The sequence below is a fragment of the Novosphingobium capsulatum NBRC 12533 genome (assembly GCF_001598375.1).
GTDB lineage: Bacteria > Pseudomonadota > Alphaproteobacteria > Sphingomonadales > Sphingomonadaceae > Novosphingobium > Novosphingobium capsulatum.
In genome coordinates, this window is the sequence record NZ_BCYV01000019.1 from 62635 (window position 1) to 79638 (window position 17004).

Below are 17004 nucleotides of genomic sequence, written 5' to 3' on the forward strand. Positions count from 1 at the left end.
CCGGTCATGTCCGTTGCATCACACAACCTGCCCGATCCGGCCTCGATCGCCGCGCTGTTCGATGTCGATCTGGTCGGCCTGATCACCAGCCTGATCTGCCTGTCGACCGCGTTCGTGCTGGGCACGCTGATCGGGCTGGAGAGGCAATGGCGCCAGCGCACCGCCGGGCTGCGCACCAATGTGCTGGTGGCGGTGGGCGCGGCCGCGTTCACCGATCTTGGCCTGCGGGTTGCCGGGGTGGATGGCGGGGTGCGGGTCATTTCCTATGTCGTATCGGGCATCGGCTTTCTCGGCGCCGGCGTGATCATGAAGGAAGGCACGCAAGTGCGCGGGCTGAACACGGCGGCCACGCTCTGGGCGAGTGCGGCGGTGGGCAGCTTTGCCGGGGCGCGCAAACCAGCGGAAGCCGTGCTGGTTGCCGTGTTCGTGCTGGCCGGCAACACGCTGCTGCGCCCGCTGGTCGATGCCGTCAACCGCCGCCCGCTGACGCCGGGCGAGACCGAGGCGCTCTATCGCGTGCACGTGGTCTGCGCGGCGGAAAACGTCGCCACCGCGCGCGATCTGCTGTTCGAGGAACTCGACATGCACCACTATCCGATCCGCGAGATCGAGACGCTGACCGATGGCGACACCCAGGTCGAACTTGGCGCGATCCTGGTGCCGACCACCGCTAACCCGGCCGATCTCGATGCGATCACGGCCCACATTGGCCGCCACGCTGCCATTACCAGCGCCACGTGGACGGTCAGCACCACGCATTGATCGGGCGCCGGCAGGCATTGCGGTTACCGGCGCGTGGCATATATGGTCGCGCCCGGCCGGAACAGGAATTGCCCCCATCGCCGCGGCTGCTGGAGTAAGCGGGAATGAGCCTTGTCGTGCGCACGCTGGCCGATCGGATTTTCGATCTCGTGCGCGAGAAAGTGGTGTCGGGCGAGTTGGCGCAGGACCAGCCGATCCGGCAGGATGCGCTGGCCGCCGAATTTGGCGTGAGCAAGATCCCGCTGCGCGAGGCGCTGGCCCGGCTGGAGCAGGAGAACCTGCTGGTTTCCCATGCCAACCGTGGCTACTTCGTCCGCGCGATGAGCGCTGACGAGGCCGAGGAAATCTATGCCCTGCGCCTAGCGATCGAACCGGCGGCGGTTGGCCTGGCGGCACTGGCCGCCACCGACGCCGAACGCGCCGCCGCCACCGCCGCGATGGACGCGCTGGACAAGGCCGCTGCCGGCCAAGCCGAGCAGGTGGCCATGCGCAACCGCGAGTTCCACGTTGCGCTGGCCCGGCCCTGCCGCCGCGTGCTGACCGTGCAACTGATCGAGCGGCTGCAGTTCCTGTCGGAACGCTATACCGTGGCTCACCTCGCCCCGGCCGGACGCGGCGACCGCGCCCATGACGAACACAGCGGCCTGCTGCAGGCCTGGCTGGCACGCGATGCCGCCCGTGCCGAAGAACTGGCCGCCGCGCACATCACCGGCACGCTGCAGGACCTGCGCCAGCAATTGCACCAGGCCTGATCCCGCCGCCCGGCGGACAGAGCGACCGCGTCAGGCCCCGGTGAAGCGCGCCGGCCGCCGCTCGAACACCGCTTGCACCCCTTCGGCATAGTCGGCCGTATCGCGCAAAGCCGCCTGCCGCGCCAGTTCGTGGTCGAGCGTGGCGGCAACTTCCTGCGCCAGGCCGCGCGCCAGGGTGGCCCGCACGTCGACCAGGGCCAGCGGCCCGTTCGCGGCCACGGTGCCGGCCATGGCCAGGGCCGCCGTATCGAGTTCCTCTGCTGGCACCAGGCGATCGACCAGGCCCCATTGCAGCGCCTGCTCTCCCTTTACCCGTTCGGCCGAGAGCATCATCCACGCCGCGCGCTGTTCCCCCACCACGCGCGGCAGGGTGTGGCTGATGGCAAAGCCGGGGTGAAAGCCCAGCGCCACGAAATTGGCGCAAAAGCGCGCTGCCGGGCTGGCAATGCGGAAATCGGCGGCCAGGGCCAGGCCCAGCCCTGCGCCCACCGCCGCGCCGCCCACTGCCGCGATCATCGGCTTGCGCCGGCCAAACAGGCGCAGCGCCTGGTCATAGAGCCGGCGGATCGCGGCCAGCCCATCGGGCCCGCTTTCCCCGGCTGCGCCGCCAACCAGGTCTGCCCCGGCGCAGAACGTCTTGCCTTGCGCGCGCAGCACGATCGCGCGCACCTGCGGATCGGCATCGCAGGCCTCCACCGCATCGGCGATCTCGCGCAGCAATTCCACCGAGAGGAAATTGAGCGGCGGATGGGCAAGCGTGATGATGCCGAGATGATCGGCAACCTGAAGAGCGAGGCGGTGCGGGGTCTGCGTCATGCGCGCCTTGTTCCTGATCTGCCCTTTTCCGGCAAGTCTCATCGCATCGGGCCGATTGCATCCGCGCAGCCTTGCGGGCATAGCCCGGCAACCATGCATGATATCCGCCTGATCCGCGAAAACCCGCAAGCCTTCGACGCCGCCCTCGCCCGCCGTGGCGTGGCCCCCGTCTCTGCCGACATCCTGGCGCTCGACGCCCGCCGCCGCGAGGTGGCCACGCGGATGCAGGAGGCGCAGGGCCGCCGCAACGAAGCCTCGAAGCTGATCGGCGCGGCCATGGCCAAGGGTGATAAGGACACCGCCGAAGCGCTCAAGGCCGAAGTCGCCACGCTGAAAACCACGCTGCCCGCGCTGGAAGAGGAAGAACGCCAGCTTTCCGCGCAAAGCCTGGCCGCGCTGGCCGCCCTGCCCAACCTGCCCGCCGATGCCGTGCCCGAGGGGGAAGACGAAGCCGGTAACGTGGAAGTGGCCCGCTGGGGCACCCCGCGCAGCTTTGCCTTTGCGCCCAAGGAACACGCCGACCTGGGGCCGGCGCTCGGCCTGGACTTTGAAACCGGCGCGCTGATTTCGGGCGCACGCTTTACCTTCCTGCGCGGCCAGATGGCCCGCCTGCAACGCGCGCTGGCGCAATTCATGCTCGATCACCAGACCGACGTGAACGGCCATGTCGAATGCGCCCCGCCGCTGCTGGTCAAGGACGAGGCGGTGTTCGGCACGGGCCAGTTGCCCAAGTTTGCCGAAGACCTGTTCCGCACCACCGACGGGCGCTGGCTGATCCCCACGGCCGAAGTCTCGCTGACCAATGCCGTGCGCGAACAGATCCTGCCCGAAAGCGCGCTTCCCCTGCGCATGACCGCGCTGACCCCGTGCTTCCGCAGCGAAGCCGGTGCCGCCGGTCGCGACACGCGCGGCTATATCCGCCAGCACCAGTTCGACAAGGTGGAACTGGTCACGATCTGCAAGCCCGAGGATTCGGCCGCCGAGCACGAACGGATGACGGCGGCGGCGGAATCGGTGCTCCAGGCGCTGGACCTGCCCTATCGCAAGATGCTGCTGTGCGCCGGCGACATGGGCGCGACTGCCCGCATCACCTATGACCTGGAAGTGTGGCTGCCGGGGCAGGATGCCTATCGCGAGATTTCCTCGTGCTCCAACTGCGGCGATTTCCAGGCGCGGCGGATGAACGCGCGCTATCGGCCAGACAATGCCAAGGGCACCGAATTCGTTCACACGCTCAATGGTTCGGGCCTGGCCGTGGGCCGCACGCTGGTGGCCGTGCTGGAAAACTATCAGCAGGAAGACGGCTCGGTAGAGGTGCCAGCAGCGCTGGCGCCTTACATGGCCGGGCTCACCCGCCTGGTGCCGCAGGGCTGAGCGCCATGGGGCGGATGCAACGGCGCGGCCTGGGCTTCCTGCTCGCGCTGCTGCCGTCGGCATCGCTGGCTGCGCCGCCCGCCCCGCCCGCACCGCCGCCGCCGCCGCCCTATGAAAGCCCGATCATCGCCTGGACCTATGTGGTTCAACCGGGCGATACCTTTGCCGCGATTGCCCGCCGCATGGGCGTTTCGATGGCGGCGCTCGCGGCGGAAAACCGTGTGCCATTGCCCTATCTGATTACCCAGGGGCAAGTGCTGCGCCGGCCATCGCCAGCAGGTGACGCCGTGCCGCCCGCACCCCGCCCTGCTTCACGCCCGGCGCCAGTGCCTCGGCCGGCATCCCGCCCGGCGCCCGTCGCACGCCCCGCGCCACCGCTGCGCCCGGCCCCCGAAACGGCCCCGGCACACCAGCGCGAGACTGGCGCCCCGCGCCTGTCCTGGCCCACATCAGGCACGATCGTGGCGCGTTTTGGCTTGCGCCAGGCGCAGGGGCGGGCCAACAACGGCATCGATCTGGCCGCGTTTACCGGTATGTCGGTCCATGCCGCCGCCGCTGGTCGCGTGCTGTTCGCCGGCACGGAGCCGCAGCGCTTTGGCCAGTTGATCGTGATCGACCATGGCGGCGGCTGGGTTACCGCCTATGCCTATCTTGGCCGGGTTGACGTGGTGGAGGGCCAGCGCGTGACCGCCCGCCAGCCGATCGCGCGGATCGGCCGCAGCGGCGAAGCGCAGAAACCGACGCTGCATTTCGAACTGCGCCGCGACAACGTGCCGCGCGATCCGGCGCCCTATCTGCCGGTGCGTTTGTAGCGGGAAAGGCTGCGGGAGGTTTCCACCACCCCCAACCCCCTCCTCTAAAGAGGAGGGGGCTTTAAAGTTGCGCTCCCCATCCTCTTTAGAGGAGGGGGTTGGGGGGTGGTGCGAGGCCTTACGCCGACTCTAGAATATCAGAACCGGCCCAGCAGCCAGAACACCGTGCCCATGGCCAGATAGCACAGCATGACGCAGCCGGCATCGATCATCGCCAGGCGCGTGGAGGTGCGCTGCTGGGTATAGCCGATCCACAGGCCGGGAATGACAAAGGCACCGGCCAGGCCGCCCGACATCATGAAGAACAGCCAGGGCTTTGCCGCCAGAGTGGCCGCGCCGACGCGGGCGAACATGTGGCCCATCATTGTGGAACTGACCAGCAGCAGGCCCGCGGTGATCGCCAGCGTGCGCCAAGGCGCCATGCGCAGGCCCAGCCCGCCCGGCCCCACTTCGGCCAGGCGTGCCCGGCCAAAGAGCGGGCCATACCACAGGCCCTGCACCGCCAGCGCCGCCAGAACGGCCAAAATCACTGCAAACCAGTTTACCGGACCCATTGCACCTCTTTCCCGTGCCACGCCCCCGTGTGAGCCAGTGCGTAGACCCAGCGCACGCAAAGCGCAAACATGTGACAGGAAATCATCGTTTTCCTTCCACGCTCCGTCGCAGCGATCGGCGCCCAAGCCCAGCAAGGCCGGGGAAAAGCCATGATGAGGTGACGCGCGCGCCTTTTGCGCGTATGGGCGCGCGCACAATGGCCACATTTCCCCCCGATTCCCGCGACACCACCCCCGCCCCCGAGCCCAAGCGCATCGGCATGGTCAGCCTGGGCTGCCCCAAGGCGCTGGTCGATTCCGAACGCATCCTCACCCGCCTGCGCGCCGATGGCTATGCCATGAGCGCGGACTATGCCGGGGCCGATGTCGTGCTGGTCAACACCTGCGGGTTCCTCGATTCGGCCAAGGAGGAAAGCCTGGCCGCGATCGGCGAGGCGATTGCCGAAAACGGCCGCGTGATCGTGACCGGGTGCATGGGCAACGAGGCCGAGGTGATCCGCGCCCGTTTCCCCGATGTGCTGGCCGTGACCGGCGCGCATCAGTACGAAGCCGTGGTGGAAGCGGTGCACGAAGCCGCGCCCCCCGCCATGGGCCCCTATTTCGACCTGATCCCCCAGGCGCTGGACGACATGGGCGGCGTCAAGCTCACCCCGCGCCATTACAGCTATCTCAAGATTTCAGAGGGCTGCAACCACGCCTGCTCGTTCTGCATCATTCCCGACCTGCGCGGCAAGCTCGCCAGCCGGCGGATCGATGCCGTGCTGCGCGAGGCGGAAAAGCTGGTGGCCGCCGGCACGCGCGAACTTCTGGTGATCAGCCAGGATACCTCGGCCTATGGCGTGGACGTGCGCCACGAGACACGGACCTGGAAAGGCCGCGAGGTGCGCACCCACATGACCGACCTGGCACGCGAGCTGGGCCAGCTGCGCACGCCCGATGGCCAGGTGCCGTGGGTGCGGCTGCACTATGTCTATCCCTATCCGCACGTCGACCAGGTCATCCCGCTGATGGCGCAAGGGCTGCTCACGCCTTATCTGGATATCCCGTTCCAGCACGCCAGCCCCAAGGTGCTGCGCGCGATGAAGCGCCCGGCCAACGAAGCCAAGGTGCTCGACCGTATCAAGGCCTGGCGCGCAATCTGCCCCGACCTGGCTATCCGCTCCAGCTTCGTCGTCGGCTTCCCCGGCGAGACCGAAGAGGATTTCCAATACCTGCTCGACTGGCTCGATGAAGCCCAGCTCGATCGCGTCGGCGCTTTCCGGTTCGAACCGGTCGAAGGCGCGGCGGCCAACAGCCTGCCCGATGCCGTGCCCGAAGCGGTCAAGGAAGAGCGCTATGTCCGGATCATGGCCAAGACCGAGGCGATCAGCGCCGCGCGCCTGGCGGCCAAGGTGGGCCGCACGATCCGCGTAATCATTGATGACGTCGGCGAGCCGGACGAAGACGGCGATATCGGCGCCACCGGTCGCAGCCAGGCCGATGCCCCGGAAATCGACGGCGCGGTCTATCTGCGCAACGTGCCAGCCAGCCTCAAGGCCGGTGATTTCGTCGACGTGGTGGTCGAAGAGGCCGATGCCCACGACCTCTATGGCGTTATCGCCTGACCACCTGAGCGCCCCGCTGTTCAGCCGTCGAGGGCCTCGGTCGCGCTGTCGCGCGGGCGAACATAGACGCGCGCCACCAGGGGAAAGCGGCTCGATACATCGGTCTCGATCGCCAGCACGATGCGTTCCACGTCGCGCGCGGTGATCGTGTCGTCGAAATCGGCGCTGATGATCACGGTCACCATCGTCGGCGCGCTGTGCACGGTCAGCACCTCGTGCACGCGCACCACCCCGGTGTGGGCAGCTGCGGTGGCGCGGATCGCCGCGACCAGCTGGGGATCGGCGCTTTCGCCGATCAGCAGGCCCTTGGCTTCATAGAGCAGGATCAGCGCCAAGGCGCCGAGTACCAGCCCGATCACGACCGAGGCCATCCCGTCCCACAGCGGATTGCCGGTCAGCAGGCTGAGGCCAAGGCCCAGCGCGGCGACGACCAGGCCGACCAGCGCGCCTGAATCCTCCAGCAGGATGACCAGCGTGGGCGCATCCTTGGTATCGCGGATCGCAGCCCAGACCGTGCCGCGCCGCCCGCGGTTGAAATCGCCCAGCGCCGCCAGGATCGACCAGCCTTCCAGGCCAAAGGCCACGCCCAGCACGGCAAAGGCGATCAGCGGGCTTTCCGCCGGCTCGGGATGCAGGATGTGCATCACCCCTTCGAAAACCGAAACCCCCGCGCCCAGAGCAAAGACCAGGATCGCGACGATGAAGCTCCAGAAATAGAGCTCGCGGCCATAGCCGAAGGGATGCAGCGCATCGGCCGGCTTCACCGCGCGCGAGCGGCCGTGCAGCAGCAACAGCTGGTTGGTCGAATCGACCATGCTGTGCACGCCTTCGGTCAGCATCGCGGAAGAGCCGGTAAAGGCGGCGGCCACGAACTTGGCCACGGCAATCCCCAGGTTTGCCCCCAGGGCAATCAGAATGGTGCGTGTCGATCCACCGGCCATGCGCGGTCAGTTCCCCTGTTGTCGTGACGAAGCACGGGGCTAACGCGCAAGGACGGTGAATGTCACCCGATTAGTTGCGCCGGTCGCTCAGGCCGCCAGGCGGGTATGGCCGGCGGGGGCATGGCCGGTGCCCAGGTCGAACTGGCCGACCAGCTGGCCCAGGGCATTGGCTTCGTTCGACAGGCTGCGCGAGGCGGCCGTGGCTTCTTCCACCAGCGCGGCGTTGGCCTGGGTGATGCGGTCCATGTCGGATACCACGGTATCGACCTGGCCGATCGCGCCGGCCTGCTCTTCGGCCGAGCGGGCGATCGCCTCGATCATTTCCGACAGGCGCGAGGTGCGCTCCACGATCTGGCCCAGCGCGCTTTGCGTTTCGCCGATCATCTGAACGCCATTGCCCACGTCGCGATCGCTTTCGCGGATGATCGCGGTGATTTCCTTGGCCGCTTCGGACGATCGCTGCGCCAGGCTGCGCACTTCGCTGGCGACCACGGCAAAGCCCTTGCCAGCGTCCCCGGCGCGCGCCGCTTCCACCCCGGCATTGAGCGCCAGCAGGTTGGTCTGGAACGCGATGCCTTCGATCAGCGCGACGATTTCCTGCATGCGGTTGCTCGACTTGGCGATGTCTTCCATGGCCGAGACGGCCTGGGTCATCGTCTCGCCGCTGGCACGCGCCTCATGGCGGGTCTGCCGCGCGGTGTCGCTGGCGTCTTTAGCGGTCTGCGCGGTCTGCGCCACGGTGGTGCTCAGCTGACGCACGGCAGCGGCGGATTCTTCCAGCGCGGCGGCCTGGTTTTCGGTGCGGCTCGACAGGTCATGGCTGGCCGATGCGATCTCGCTGGCGCCTACCCGCACGCCCTGCGCGGCCTGGGTCACCTGGCCCAAGGCATCGGCCAGCGTCGCCATCGACTGGTTGAAATCGACGCGCAGCTGCTCGTAATCGCCTGGAAACGTCTCCGTGATGCGGTGCTGCAGGCGCCCTTCGCGCAGCGAGGCCAGCCCCGCGCCCAACGCGCCCACCACCTGCTGCTGCACCGCCATGCGCTCTTCACCGGCACGCGCAGCCCGCCGCGCCACGAAATCCTTGATCCCTTCCAGCGCGCGGGCAATGTCGCCCACTTCATCGGTCAGCTCGTGCCCCGGGATGCTGCGATCGATCTGCCCCGATGCCATGTCCTGCATCGCCTCGGACAGGCGCATCAGCGGGTTCGACACGCGCAACCGGAACAGCAGGGCGACGCCCAGAGCAACGATCACGGCCAGCACACCCGCCCCCACGGCCATGGACCGCAGATGGTCTGCCTGGGCCACGCCCGCTGCGGTGTCTGCCTTGGCCAGCGTGGCATTCCGCGTGGCTAGGCCAGCAATGCGCTTGCCCATGGTCAATCCCAGGGGATTCATCCGGTCGCGAAACTGGTTATAGGCTTCGTCGTTGCGGTTTTGCAGCGAATAGTCGCGCACCGGGCGGGCTTCCTTGACCCAGGTGTGGAAGATCTGCTGCAGTTCACCCACGGCGTTCAGTTCGTCCTGATCGCCGGTCGGCTCTTGCAAGGCGCGATAGTCGTTCAGGGCCTTGTCGAAATCCGCCACGCGCTGGTCGAACTCGGCATCGAGGCGGCGGGTTTCGGTCAGTTCGTTCGACAGGATATGCTTGGCGATGGTCAGCCGCAGATCGCCCAGCATGCCACGCAACTGCGTCAGCGCGGTGAGCGTGGGAACCGTGTCGGTTGACATTCCGGTCAACCGACCGCCCAGGCTGCTCGTGGCCGAAATGGCCATGGCCGCACTGCCCACGGCTGCCAGGGCCAGCAGCAGCGTGCCCAGCAGGGAAATGGTGCGAATTCGCAAAGACCCGAAAACAGACATGTGAGAGCCACCCTTGCCTTGCATCATCCCGCGCGACACATGGCGCGGCCTTTCGCAGTGCATGGACCATGCCGCGTTAAGCCTGCGCCGATGCCGGCATAGGGGATTATGCGAGAGGGGGGCGGTATTCGATGCGGGCCGGAATCAGCCGGTCACAGCCAGCCGATCCGGCGAAAACGCCAATAGAGCCCGCCGCATATCGTCAGGATCACGCCCCAGACGAAGAAATAGCCGTAGTGCCATTTGAGTTCAGGAATGTACTCGAAGTTCATCCCATAGATGCCGGCAACGGCGGTCGGCACGGCGAGCAGGCCCGCCCATGCGGCCAGTTGGCGAGTCATTTCCCCCTGGCGATGCTGTTCGAGCAGGCTGGCGGTTTCGACGATCGCGGCCAGCGTTTCCTTCAACCCGCGCAGGCGCGCCATGGCGCGGCGAACATGGTCGAGCACATCGCGAAACCAGATGCGCGCGGTGGGATCGATCAGCGCCACGTGGGATTCGGCCAGGCGCTGGCACACTTCCTCCATCGGGCCGATGATCCGCTCGAACCGGCGCAATTGCCGGCGCAGGCGGAAGATGCGGCGGATCGTCTGCTGTTCGGGAAAGACGTCGATCGCCGATTCTTCCATGGCATGGGCCACGGCTTCCAGGCGCTCCATGATCGGCAGATAGCCATCGACGATGAAATCGAGCACGGCATGCAGCACATAGTCGGCGCCTTCGGCCAGGCGCTCGGGATCGGCCTCGAGCTTGTCCCGCAGGCCCAGATGCGCCCGGCTGGAGCCGAACCGGACCGAGATGATGAAGTCGGCGCCCAGGAAAAACGCCGTCTGGCCATAGGCCAGCGTCTCACCCGGCTCCAGCGTGGCGGTGCGCGCCACCACGAACAGGTGCTTCTGGTACTGGTCCAGCTTGGGCATCTGCTGGGGGTTGAGGGCGTCTTCCACCGCCAGGGGATGCAGGCCATAGTGGCTGGCGACCTGCGTCATCTCCTCGAGCGAGGGCTCGCACAGGCCAATCCAGTCGAATGCCCCGTCGGGCACGGCGGAGAACCTGTCGTCCAGGGCAAGCGGGCCAGGTATGCGGACGGCCGAGCGGCCAGTGGGATCGGGCACATAGCGGCGCGCGGCAATGATCGTCATGGCGGCCTATGTGGCAATGGCGCGGGAAAAGCGCAATCGTGCTGGCAAATGCCGGGCAAAGCCTTACGTCCATGGCCATGACGATACACACGCCCGACCTGGATGTGGCGATCATCGGCGCAGGCATCAGCGGCATCAGCATGGCCGCCCACATCGCCCGCGATTGCCCCGGCCACCGCTTTGCCCTGCTGGAGCGGCGCGCCAGCCTGGGCGGCACCTGGGACCTGTTCCGCTATCCCGGCGTGCGATCGGATAGCGACATGCACACACTGGGCTTCGGCTTTGCCCCGTGGCGCGGCGCCGATGCCATTGCCGATGGCGCGGCGATCCGCGATTATCTGAACGAAACCGTTTCATTGTTCGATCTGGACCGGCACATCCGCCGCAACACCCGCGTGACGGCGGCCGATTGGGACAGTGCCGCCGCCTGCTGGCGCCTGGTATTGATCGATGCGGCGGGGACGGAGCAGCGCCTGACGGCGCGCTTCCTGGTGCTGGCCGCGGGCTATTACGATCACGATGCCGCGCATGATCCCCCGCTCGCTGGCGAGCAGGACTTTGCCGGGCCGATCGTGCTGCCGCAGTTCTGGCCGCAGGATCTGGACGTGGCGGGCCGGCAGGTGGTGGTGATCGGCTCTGGCGCGACGGCCGCCACGCTGGTGCCGGCGCTGGCGCAGCGCGGCGCGCAGGTCACCATGCTGCAACGCACGCCCACCTGGTTCATTGCCAGCCCACGGCAAGACCGGCTCGCACAGCTTCTGCACCGCGTGCTCCCAGCCCGCCTCGCCGCCCGGCTGGTGCGGGCGCGCAACATCCGCCTGGGTGCCTGGTTCTACAACCGCGCCCGCCGCGCGCCCGACAAGGTGGGCGCCTGGCTCAAGCGGCGGGCAGCCCGCGCGCTCGGCCCGGCCTGGAACGAAGCGACGTTCACCCCGCCCTATGGCCCCTGGCAGCAGCGGCTGTGCCTGGTGCCCGATGGCGATCTGTTCGCCGCGATCCGCGCCGGGCAAGCCAGGGTGGTCACTGGCCACATCGCCCGGATCGAAGCCGGCGACGTGGTGCTGGCCGATGGACAGCGCGTGCCGGCCGACGTGATCGTCAAGGCCACCGGCCTGAAACTGGCCGTGGCCGGCAAGATCGCGCTCAGCCGCGATGGCATGGCGGTGAACCTGGCCGAACACGTCAACTACAAGGATTGCATGCTGTCCAACCTGCCCAACCTGGTGCAAGTGTTCGGCTATCTCAACGCCTCGTGGACGCTGCGTGCCGATCTGGTGGCCGCGTTCACTACGCGGGTGCTGACCCACATGGCGCGCACCGGCACGCACGTGGCCACCCCTGTGCTGGCGGCAGACCATGGCCTGGAAATGGACGATACGCCCGCGTTTTCCTCGGGCTATCTGCTGCGTGGGCAAGCCATGCTGCCGCGCAGCAGCACCGACCGGCGCTGGCGGCTCAATCACGATTACCTCGCCGATCGCGCGTTTCTGGCCAAAGACCCCCTGGAGGATGGCGTACTACGCTTTGACCGCGCGCCCCAGCCGCTTGCGCCCGCGCCCGATTGCGTTATCGATACGCCCCGATGAGCGACGCATCCCGCATAGACCCCGCCCGCATCTGGACCGCAGCCCTGCTGGTGATCGGCGATGAAATTCTCTCTGGCCGCACCCACGACAAGAACATCGCCCAGGTTGCCACCTGGCTCAACGTCCAGGGCATCCGCCTCAAAGAAGTGCGCGTGGTGGCCGATGACATGGCCGCGATCGTCGAGGCGGTGAACGCGCTGCGCGCGCGCAACGACTACCTGTTCACCACCGGCGGCATCGGCCCCACCCATGATGACATCACGGTGGACGCGGTGGCCGCCGCGCTGGGTGTGGAGGTGGTGATCCACCCGGCCGCCCGCGCTATGCTGGAAGACTATTACGGCCCGCGCGGCGGCGTGAACGAGGCGCGGCTGCGCATGGCGCGCGTGCCGGCGGGCGCCACGCTGATCGAAAACGCGCTGTCGGGCGCGCCGGGCATTGCCGTGGCCAATATCCACCTGCTGGCCGGCGTGCCACACATTGCGGCAGAGATGCTGGCGGCACTGACCGGCACGCTGCAAGGCGGGCTGCCGGTGCTGTCTGGCACGATCGGCTGCTGGGTGGCCGAAAGCGAAGTGGCCGATCTGCTGCGCGAAACCGAGCAGGCCCACCAAGGCTGCCAGATCGGCTCCTACCCGTTTTTCCGCGAAGGCAAGGTGGGCGCCAACTTCGTCATCCGCGCCACCGACCAAGGCATTATCGATGCCTGCATGGCCGATCTCATGGCCGGCCTAGCCGCACTGGGCCGGCAGGGCGTGACCGGCGGGATCTGACCGCAAGCGACGGAAATCTCTCTAGACTTGGCTGGCGCTTGGGGCATTATTCCCGCCGATGGGCGGCGCATGGCGCGCCGCATGGGGGGAACGGCGTGAACATATCCAGGGGCTTGGTCATTGCGGCCGGGCTGTCAACGGCGTCTGCCATGGTCCTGGCAGCAAGCCCCGCCTGCGCAGCCGCGCGCAGCACCACGCGCGAAGTGATCGTGGCCGATCCGGCGCCCTGGGTCTTGCCCCCGCCACAGCCGGCCACCGCCACGCCGCCTGCCACCGATGCCGCGCTCGCCGCGATCTATAGCGACACGCAATACATGGCCGGCCCCGATGGCCTGCAGGTCTACAACGCGATGCGCTATCGCATCGTCAAGCCGCAAGGGTTGGCCGCCGGCAACCTTACGCTGACCTGGTCACCCGATGCCGGGCGCATGGTGCTGCACCGCCTGCGCGTGTTCCACGCCGGGGCGATGCGCGATCTGACGCATACCGCCACCTTTTCGGTGATGCAGCGCGAGCAGAACCTGGAACTGGCCACGCTGGATGGCCGGCTGACCGCCGCCTATCAGATCCCCGGACTGGAAGTGGGGGACGAGGTGGAACTGGCCACCACGCTGACCGCGCGCGACCCGACGCTGAGCGATGCGCGCGGCGATCTTTATATCATGCCGCAGGCCAGTGCCACGGGCACGTTCCGCCTGCGCGTGTCGTGGCCGCAGGGCCAGGCGATGCGCTGGCAGACAACGCCCGATCTTGCCCCCACCCCGCTGCCCAGCGGCGGCAAGCTTGGCGGCATCGCGCTGGAACTGCACGATCCTGATCCGCCGGCCGACGTGCCGCAGGGCGCGCCGGCACGCTATGGCTGGCGCCGCCTGGTGGAATTCACCAACTATGCCAGCTGGCCCGATTTTTCACGCCGGTTGTTCCCTCTCTATGACAAGGCGGCGCGGCTGGCCGCCAATAGCCCGCTCAAGGCCGAAGTGGCGCGGATCGCGGCCGCATCGCCCGACCCCGCCCGCCGCGCCGAAGCCGCGCTACGCCTGGTGGAAGAGCAGGTGCGCTATGTCTATGTCGGCATGGATGGCGCCAACCTGACCCCGGCCGATGCCGATACCACGTGGCAGCGCCGCTATGGCGATTGCAAGGGCAAGACCGCCCTGCTGCTGGCGCTGTTGCGCGAACTGGATATCGAGGCGCAGCCGCTGCTGATCCAGACCAAGGGGGGCGATGGCCTGGCCGATCGCCTGCCCAATGCCGCGCTGTTCGATCATGTCGTGGTGCGCGCGACCATCGCCGGCAAGCCGATTCTGCTCGACGGCACGCGGCTGGGCGATCGCTCGCTGGCGATGATCCTGCCACCGCCGTGGCGCCAGGGCTTGCCGATCACGGCCGAAGGCGCGCCGATCCTGTCGCTGCCCACGCCGCCACCGGTGCTGCCGCGCATGGTGGCGGTGCTCGATATCGATGCCAGCGCGGGGTTGGCGACCCGTGCCAAAGTGCGCGCGCGCCATATCCTGCGCGGTGACGAAGCGCTGGTGATCCGCAGCTATCTGAGCAGCCTGCCCGCCGTGGACGCCGAACGGGCGCTGCGCAAGTATTGGGAAGCGCAGGAAAACTGGCTGGTTGCCGATAAGGTTTCGTGGGAAGCAGACGAAGCGCATGGCGCCGTGGTACTCAGCGCGCAAGGCCTGGGCGACATGGATTGGGAAGACATGGGCGATGGCGCGCATCGCTATTACCTGCCGGGCGCCGGCTTCAGCCCGCCCGATCGCCTGCGCCGCCGCGCCGACCAGGACCAGACGCTGCCCTATGCCACCGATTACCCGGCGTTTCGCTGCTGGGCCACCACGGTGCGCCTGCCCGCACCGGCCGCCGCGCACGACTGGAGCTATCACGCCGGGGCAGTGGACCGTTCGCTGGGCGGTGTCGCCTATTGGCGCAAGGCCGGACTGACCGGCACGGTGATGCGCACCGTCATGAGCCGGCGCGTGCTGCTGCCGGAAATCAGCGCGGCCCAGGCGGCCGAACTCAACCGCCAGATTCCAAAGTTCGACAACGACATGTCATCAGTGTTCGAACAGACCGCGGTGAAAGGCGTGGCCCCGGCCAACCACGATGCCGCGCCGTTTGCCGACGATACCGACTGGCTGGCCGCCAAGACGCCATGCACCGCGCCATGATCGTCGGTCGCACCTTCGCGGTAGCCGCTCTACTGGACACCACGCTGGCGGGCTGCGTGCCAGCGCGCCTGCCGGCGCTGGAGGCGACGCTCGCCGCCCAGCCCAGCGCCACGGCAGCCCTGGCGCAATGGTGCGCGGTGCAGCACCTGGCTGATCCGGCCACGATCCATGCCGCGGCCGATCGCACGCCGCGCGCGGCGCCTGCGGCCGTACGCGCGGCGCTGGGGGTGGGGGCGGATGCGCCGCTGGGCTATCGCCATGTGCGCCTGTCGTGCGGCAATGTCGTGCTGTCTGACGCGCAGAACTGGTTCGTGCCAGCCCGGCTGACCCCGACGATGAACCAGACCCTGGCCAGCACCGACACCCCGTTCGGCACGGTGGTGGCCCCGCTGCATTTCACGCGCCAGCGCCTGGCCGCGCAGCGCGGCCGCATGGCCGAATGCCCGGCCGGCACCGTGCTGTCACACCGCGCCGTGCTACGCCGCCCCGATGGCGCAGCGATCAGCCTGGTGGTGGAATGCTATACCCGCGCCAGCGTTCAGACCCCGCCTGCCTCGCTGCGCTGATTGGCCGGAACGACCGCCGTGCGCACCCGCGAAAGCGCTGCGCCCAGCAGCAGCACCGGTTCGAGCACGGCCATACCCACCAGGATGCCGACCAGGCGATCAAAGCCGGGGGCGATATGCGCCGCTTCCCAGCTATCGGGCACCAGCACGACCAGCACCGCCAGGGTGAACTGCGTGCCGACATAGCCGCGCCCGTGGTTGCCGTTTTCCAGATGGCGGCCCAGCGCCACGCCCATCGCGGTGCCTGCCAGCATCAGCGCGGCCCGCGCCGGGCCATGCAGCAGCGCGGCCAGCCCCAGCACCAGCGCCGCCAGGGCGCCACCCGCCAGGCAGCCGAGCAGGCGATACCACAGCCGCCGGCTGACCTGGCGCAGGCCATTGGGGCCGTCCACCGCCGTCACAGGAATCAGCATCACCGCCATGATCGTGATCGCGCCCGATACCAGCGAGGGCAGATCCCACAGCGTGGCCAGGCCGAGCAGCAGGGCCAGGGCCAGGCCGCCCCGCGCGCCGTGGAGCAGCGCATCGGGACGCCAGCCCACGCCCTGCGGCTTGGGTGCGCGAATCGCCGGCCAGCGGCGGCGCAGCGTCCATGCCGACGCCAGGCTCACGGCCATGCAGGCGGCCGTGCCGGCCAGGGTTTCGATCATGCGCATCACCGCAAAGGCCCGGGGATCGGCCAGCGGCATGGCCACGCGATCGTAGAGCATCATCGCGAAGGTCAGCCCCAGGAACAGCCAGGCATAGGCATGGCGCCCGGTGATCGCGCCATAGAGGCTGACCGTGCCGGCCAGCGCCATCGCCATGGCCAGCACCACCATGTTGCCGCCCAGCGGGCTTTCCAGCACGGCGAGGCACGCCAGCGCGCCCAGCGCCGTGCCGATGATGCGCAGCAGCGCACGGCGCAGCGTTTCCAGCGGATAGCCGCGCATGACCATGTAGCCGGTGAATGCCGCCCACGAGACATGGGTGGCACCGATATGGTGCGCCACGAAGATCGCGAGAAGCACTGAGGCAACGCATTCCGCCTCGTCCACCAGGCGCGGGGCCAAAGGATCGGCATCGGGATCTGGCGCTGCGAGAGAGGCAGAAGACACGGTCACAGCCCTGTGATTAGGCGAGCCAGGCACGCGCGCCTAGAGCGTTTTCAAGGCAGGTGGAATCACCTGCCGACTCGGAAAATGCGGAAAATCAAAAGGCTAGAGCGCCGGCTTTGACGCAGTCAAAGTCGATCGCGCTCTAGCCCCAACGGAAAGGGGCCGGGAAGGCAAACCCTCCC

General features: G+C 68.1%; 15 protein-coding genes. 9 read left to right on the plus strand and 6 right to left on the minus strand.

The features are described from left to right. Positions 1-6 precede the first annotated feature (6 nt). Together SCA01S_RS17035 and SCA01S_RS17040 are read left to right on the plus strand one after the other, a co-directional pair. The gene (locus SCA01S_RS17035) at positions 7-762 is read left to right on the plus strand and encodes an MgtC/SapB family protein (protein WP_084391098.1); all 756 of its coding nucleotides are present in this window, start codon (positions 7-9) and stop codon (positions 760-762) included. 104 nt (positions 763-866) lie between these two features. Beyond that, on the plus strand, positions 867-1514 hold the full coding sequence (locus SCA01S_RS17040; RefSeq protein WP_062787765.1) for a GntR family transcriptional regulator: 648 nt from the start codon (positions 867-869) through the stop codon (positions 1512-1514). A 30-nt stretch (positions 1515-1544) separates the two neighbouring features. Here SCA01S_RS17040 and SCA01S_RS17045 read toward each other — a convergent pair whose 3' ends face one another. Then, complete coding sequence (locus SCA01S_RS17045) at positions 1545-2330, minus strand: enoyl-CoA hydratase/isomerase family protein (RefSeq protein ID WP_062787767.1); 786 nt, start codon at positions 2328-2330, stop codon at positions 1545-1547. Positions 2331-2423: 93 nt separating this feature from the next. Between SCA01S_RS17045 and serS the strand changes: the two genes are divergently transcribed. Then, positions 2424-3704, plus strand: coding sequence for a serine--tRNA ligase (gene serS / locus SCA01S_RS17050; protein ID WP_062787769.1), 1281 nt, complete (start codon positions 2424-2426; stop codon positions 3702-3704). A 5-nt stretch (positions 3705-3709) separates the two neighbouring features. Further along, positions 3710-4516, plus strand: a complete 807-nt coding sequence (locus SCA01S_RS17055; RefSeq protein WP_062787771.1) for a M23 family metallopeptidase — start codon at positions 3710-3712, stop codon at positions 4514-4516. A 137-nt stretch (positions 4517-4653) separates the two neighbouring features. Here the strand turns inward: SCA01S_RS17055 and SCA01S_RS17060 are convergent, their stop codons facing one another. Next, entirely contained in the window at positions 4654-5046 is a 393-nt protein-coding gene (locus tag SCA01S_RS17060) for a DUF1761 domain-containing protein (RefSeq protein ID WP_054132076.1), read from the minus strand. Between the two features lie 221 nt (positions 5047-5267). On the opposite strand from SCA01S_RS17060, the gene rimO reads away from it, so the two are divergent. Continuing rightward, positions 5268-6674 (plus strand): 30S ribosomal protein S12 methylthiotransferase RimO, encoded by a 1407-nt coding sequence (gene rimO, locus SCA01S_RS17065; protein ID WP_157089027.1) that lies wholly within the window; start codon positions 5268-5270, stop codon positions 6672-6674. Between the two features lie 20 nt (positions 6675-6694). Here the strand turns inward: rimO and SCA01S_RS17070 are convergent, their stop codons facing one another. The 3 genes from SCA01S_RS17070 to SCA01S_RS17080 all read right to left on the minus strand — a co-directional run bounded on the left by SCA01S_RS17070 (position 6695) and on the right by SCA01S_RS17080 (position 10623). Continuing rightward, positions 6695-7615, minus strand: coding sequence for a cation diffusion facilitator family transporter (locus SCA01S_RS17070; protein ID WP_054132074.1), 921 nt, complete (start codon positions 7613-7615; stop codon positions 6695-6697). An 87-nt stretch (positions 7616-7702) separates the two neighbouring features. Next, complete coding sequence (locus SCA01S_RS17075; protein ID WP_167542922.1) at positions 7703-9481, minus strand: HAMP domain-containing methyl-accepting chemotaxis protein; 1779 nt, start codon at positions 9479-9481, stop codon at positions 7703-7705. 152 nt (positions 9482-9633) lie between these two features. Continuing rightward, positions 9634-10623, minus strand: a complete 990-nt coding sequence (locus SCA01S_RS17080; RefSeq protein ID WP_062787776.1) for a magnesium and cobalt transport protein CorA — start codon at positions 10621-10623, stop codon at positions 9634-9636. 77 nt (positions 10624-10700) lie between these two features. On the opposite strand from SCA01S_RS17080, the gene SCA01S_RS17085 reads away from it, so the two are divergent. From SCA01S_RS17085 to SCA01S_RS17100, 4 genes are all read left to right on the plus strand, one after another. Next, the gene (locus SCA01S_RS17085; protein ID WP_062787824.1) at positions 10701-12209 is read left to right on the plus strand and encodes a flavin-containing monooxygenase; all 1509 of its coding nucleotides are present in this window, start codon (positions 10701-10703) and stop codon (positions 12207-12209) included. Further along, entirely contained in the window at positions 12206-12982 is a 777-nt protein-coding gene (locus SCA01S_RS17090) for a competence/damage-inducible protein A (protein ID WP_062787778.1), read from the plus strand. Before SCA01S_RS17085 ends, SCA01S_RS17090 begins: the two co-directional genes overlap by 4 nt. 149 nt (positions 12983-13131) lie before the next feature. Further along, a complete protein-coding gene (locus SCA01S_RS17095; protein WP_062787780.1) occupies positions 13132-15159 on the plus strand; it encodes a DUF3857 domain-containing protein in 2028 nt (675 codons plus the stop codon). Next, positions 15144-15725: a hypothetical protein gene (locus SCA01S_RS17100; RefSeq protein ID WP_062787782.1), complete on the plus strand. Its 582-nt coding sequence runs from the start codon at positions 15144-15146 to the stop codon at positions 15723-15725. Before SCA01S_RS17095 ends, SCA01S_RS17100 begins: the two co-directional genes overlap by 16 nt. Here the strand turns inward: SCA01S_RS17100 and SCA01S_RS17105 are convergent. Continuing rightward, positions 15698-16822: an FUSC family protein gene (locus tag SCA01S_RS17105; protein WP_054132133.1), complete on the minus strand. Its 1125-nt coding sequence runs from the start codon at positions 16820-16822 to the stop codon at positions 15698-15700. The genes SCA01S_RS17100 and SCA01S_RS17105 overlap by 28 nt on opposite strands. Positions 16823-17004 lie beyond the last annotated feature (182 nt).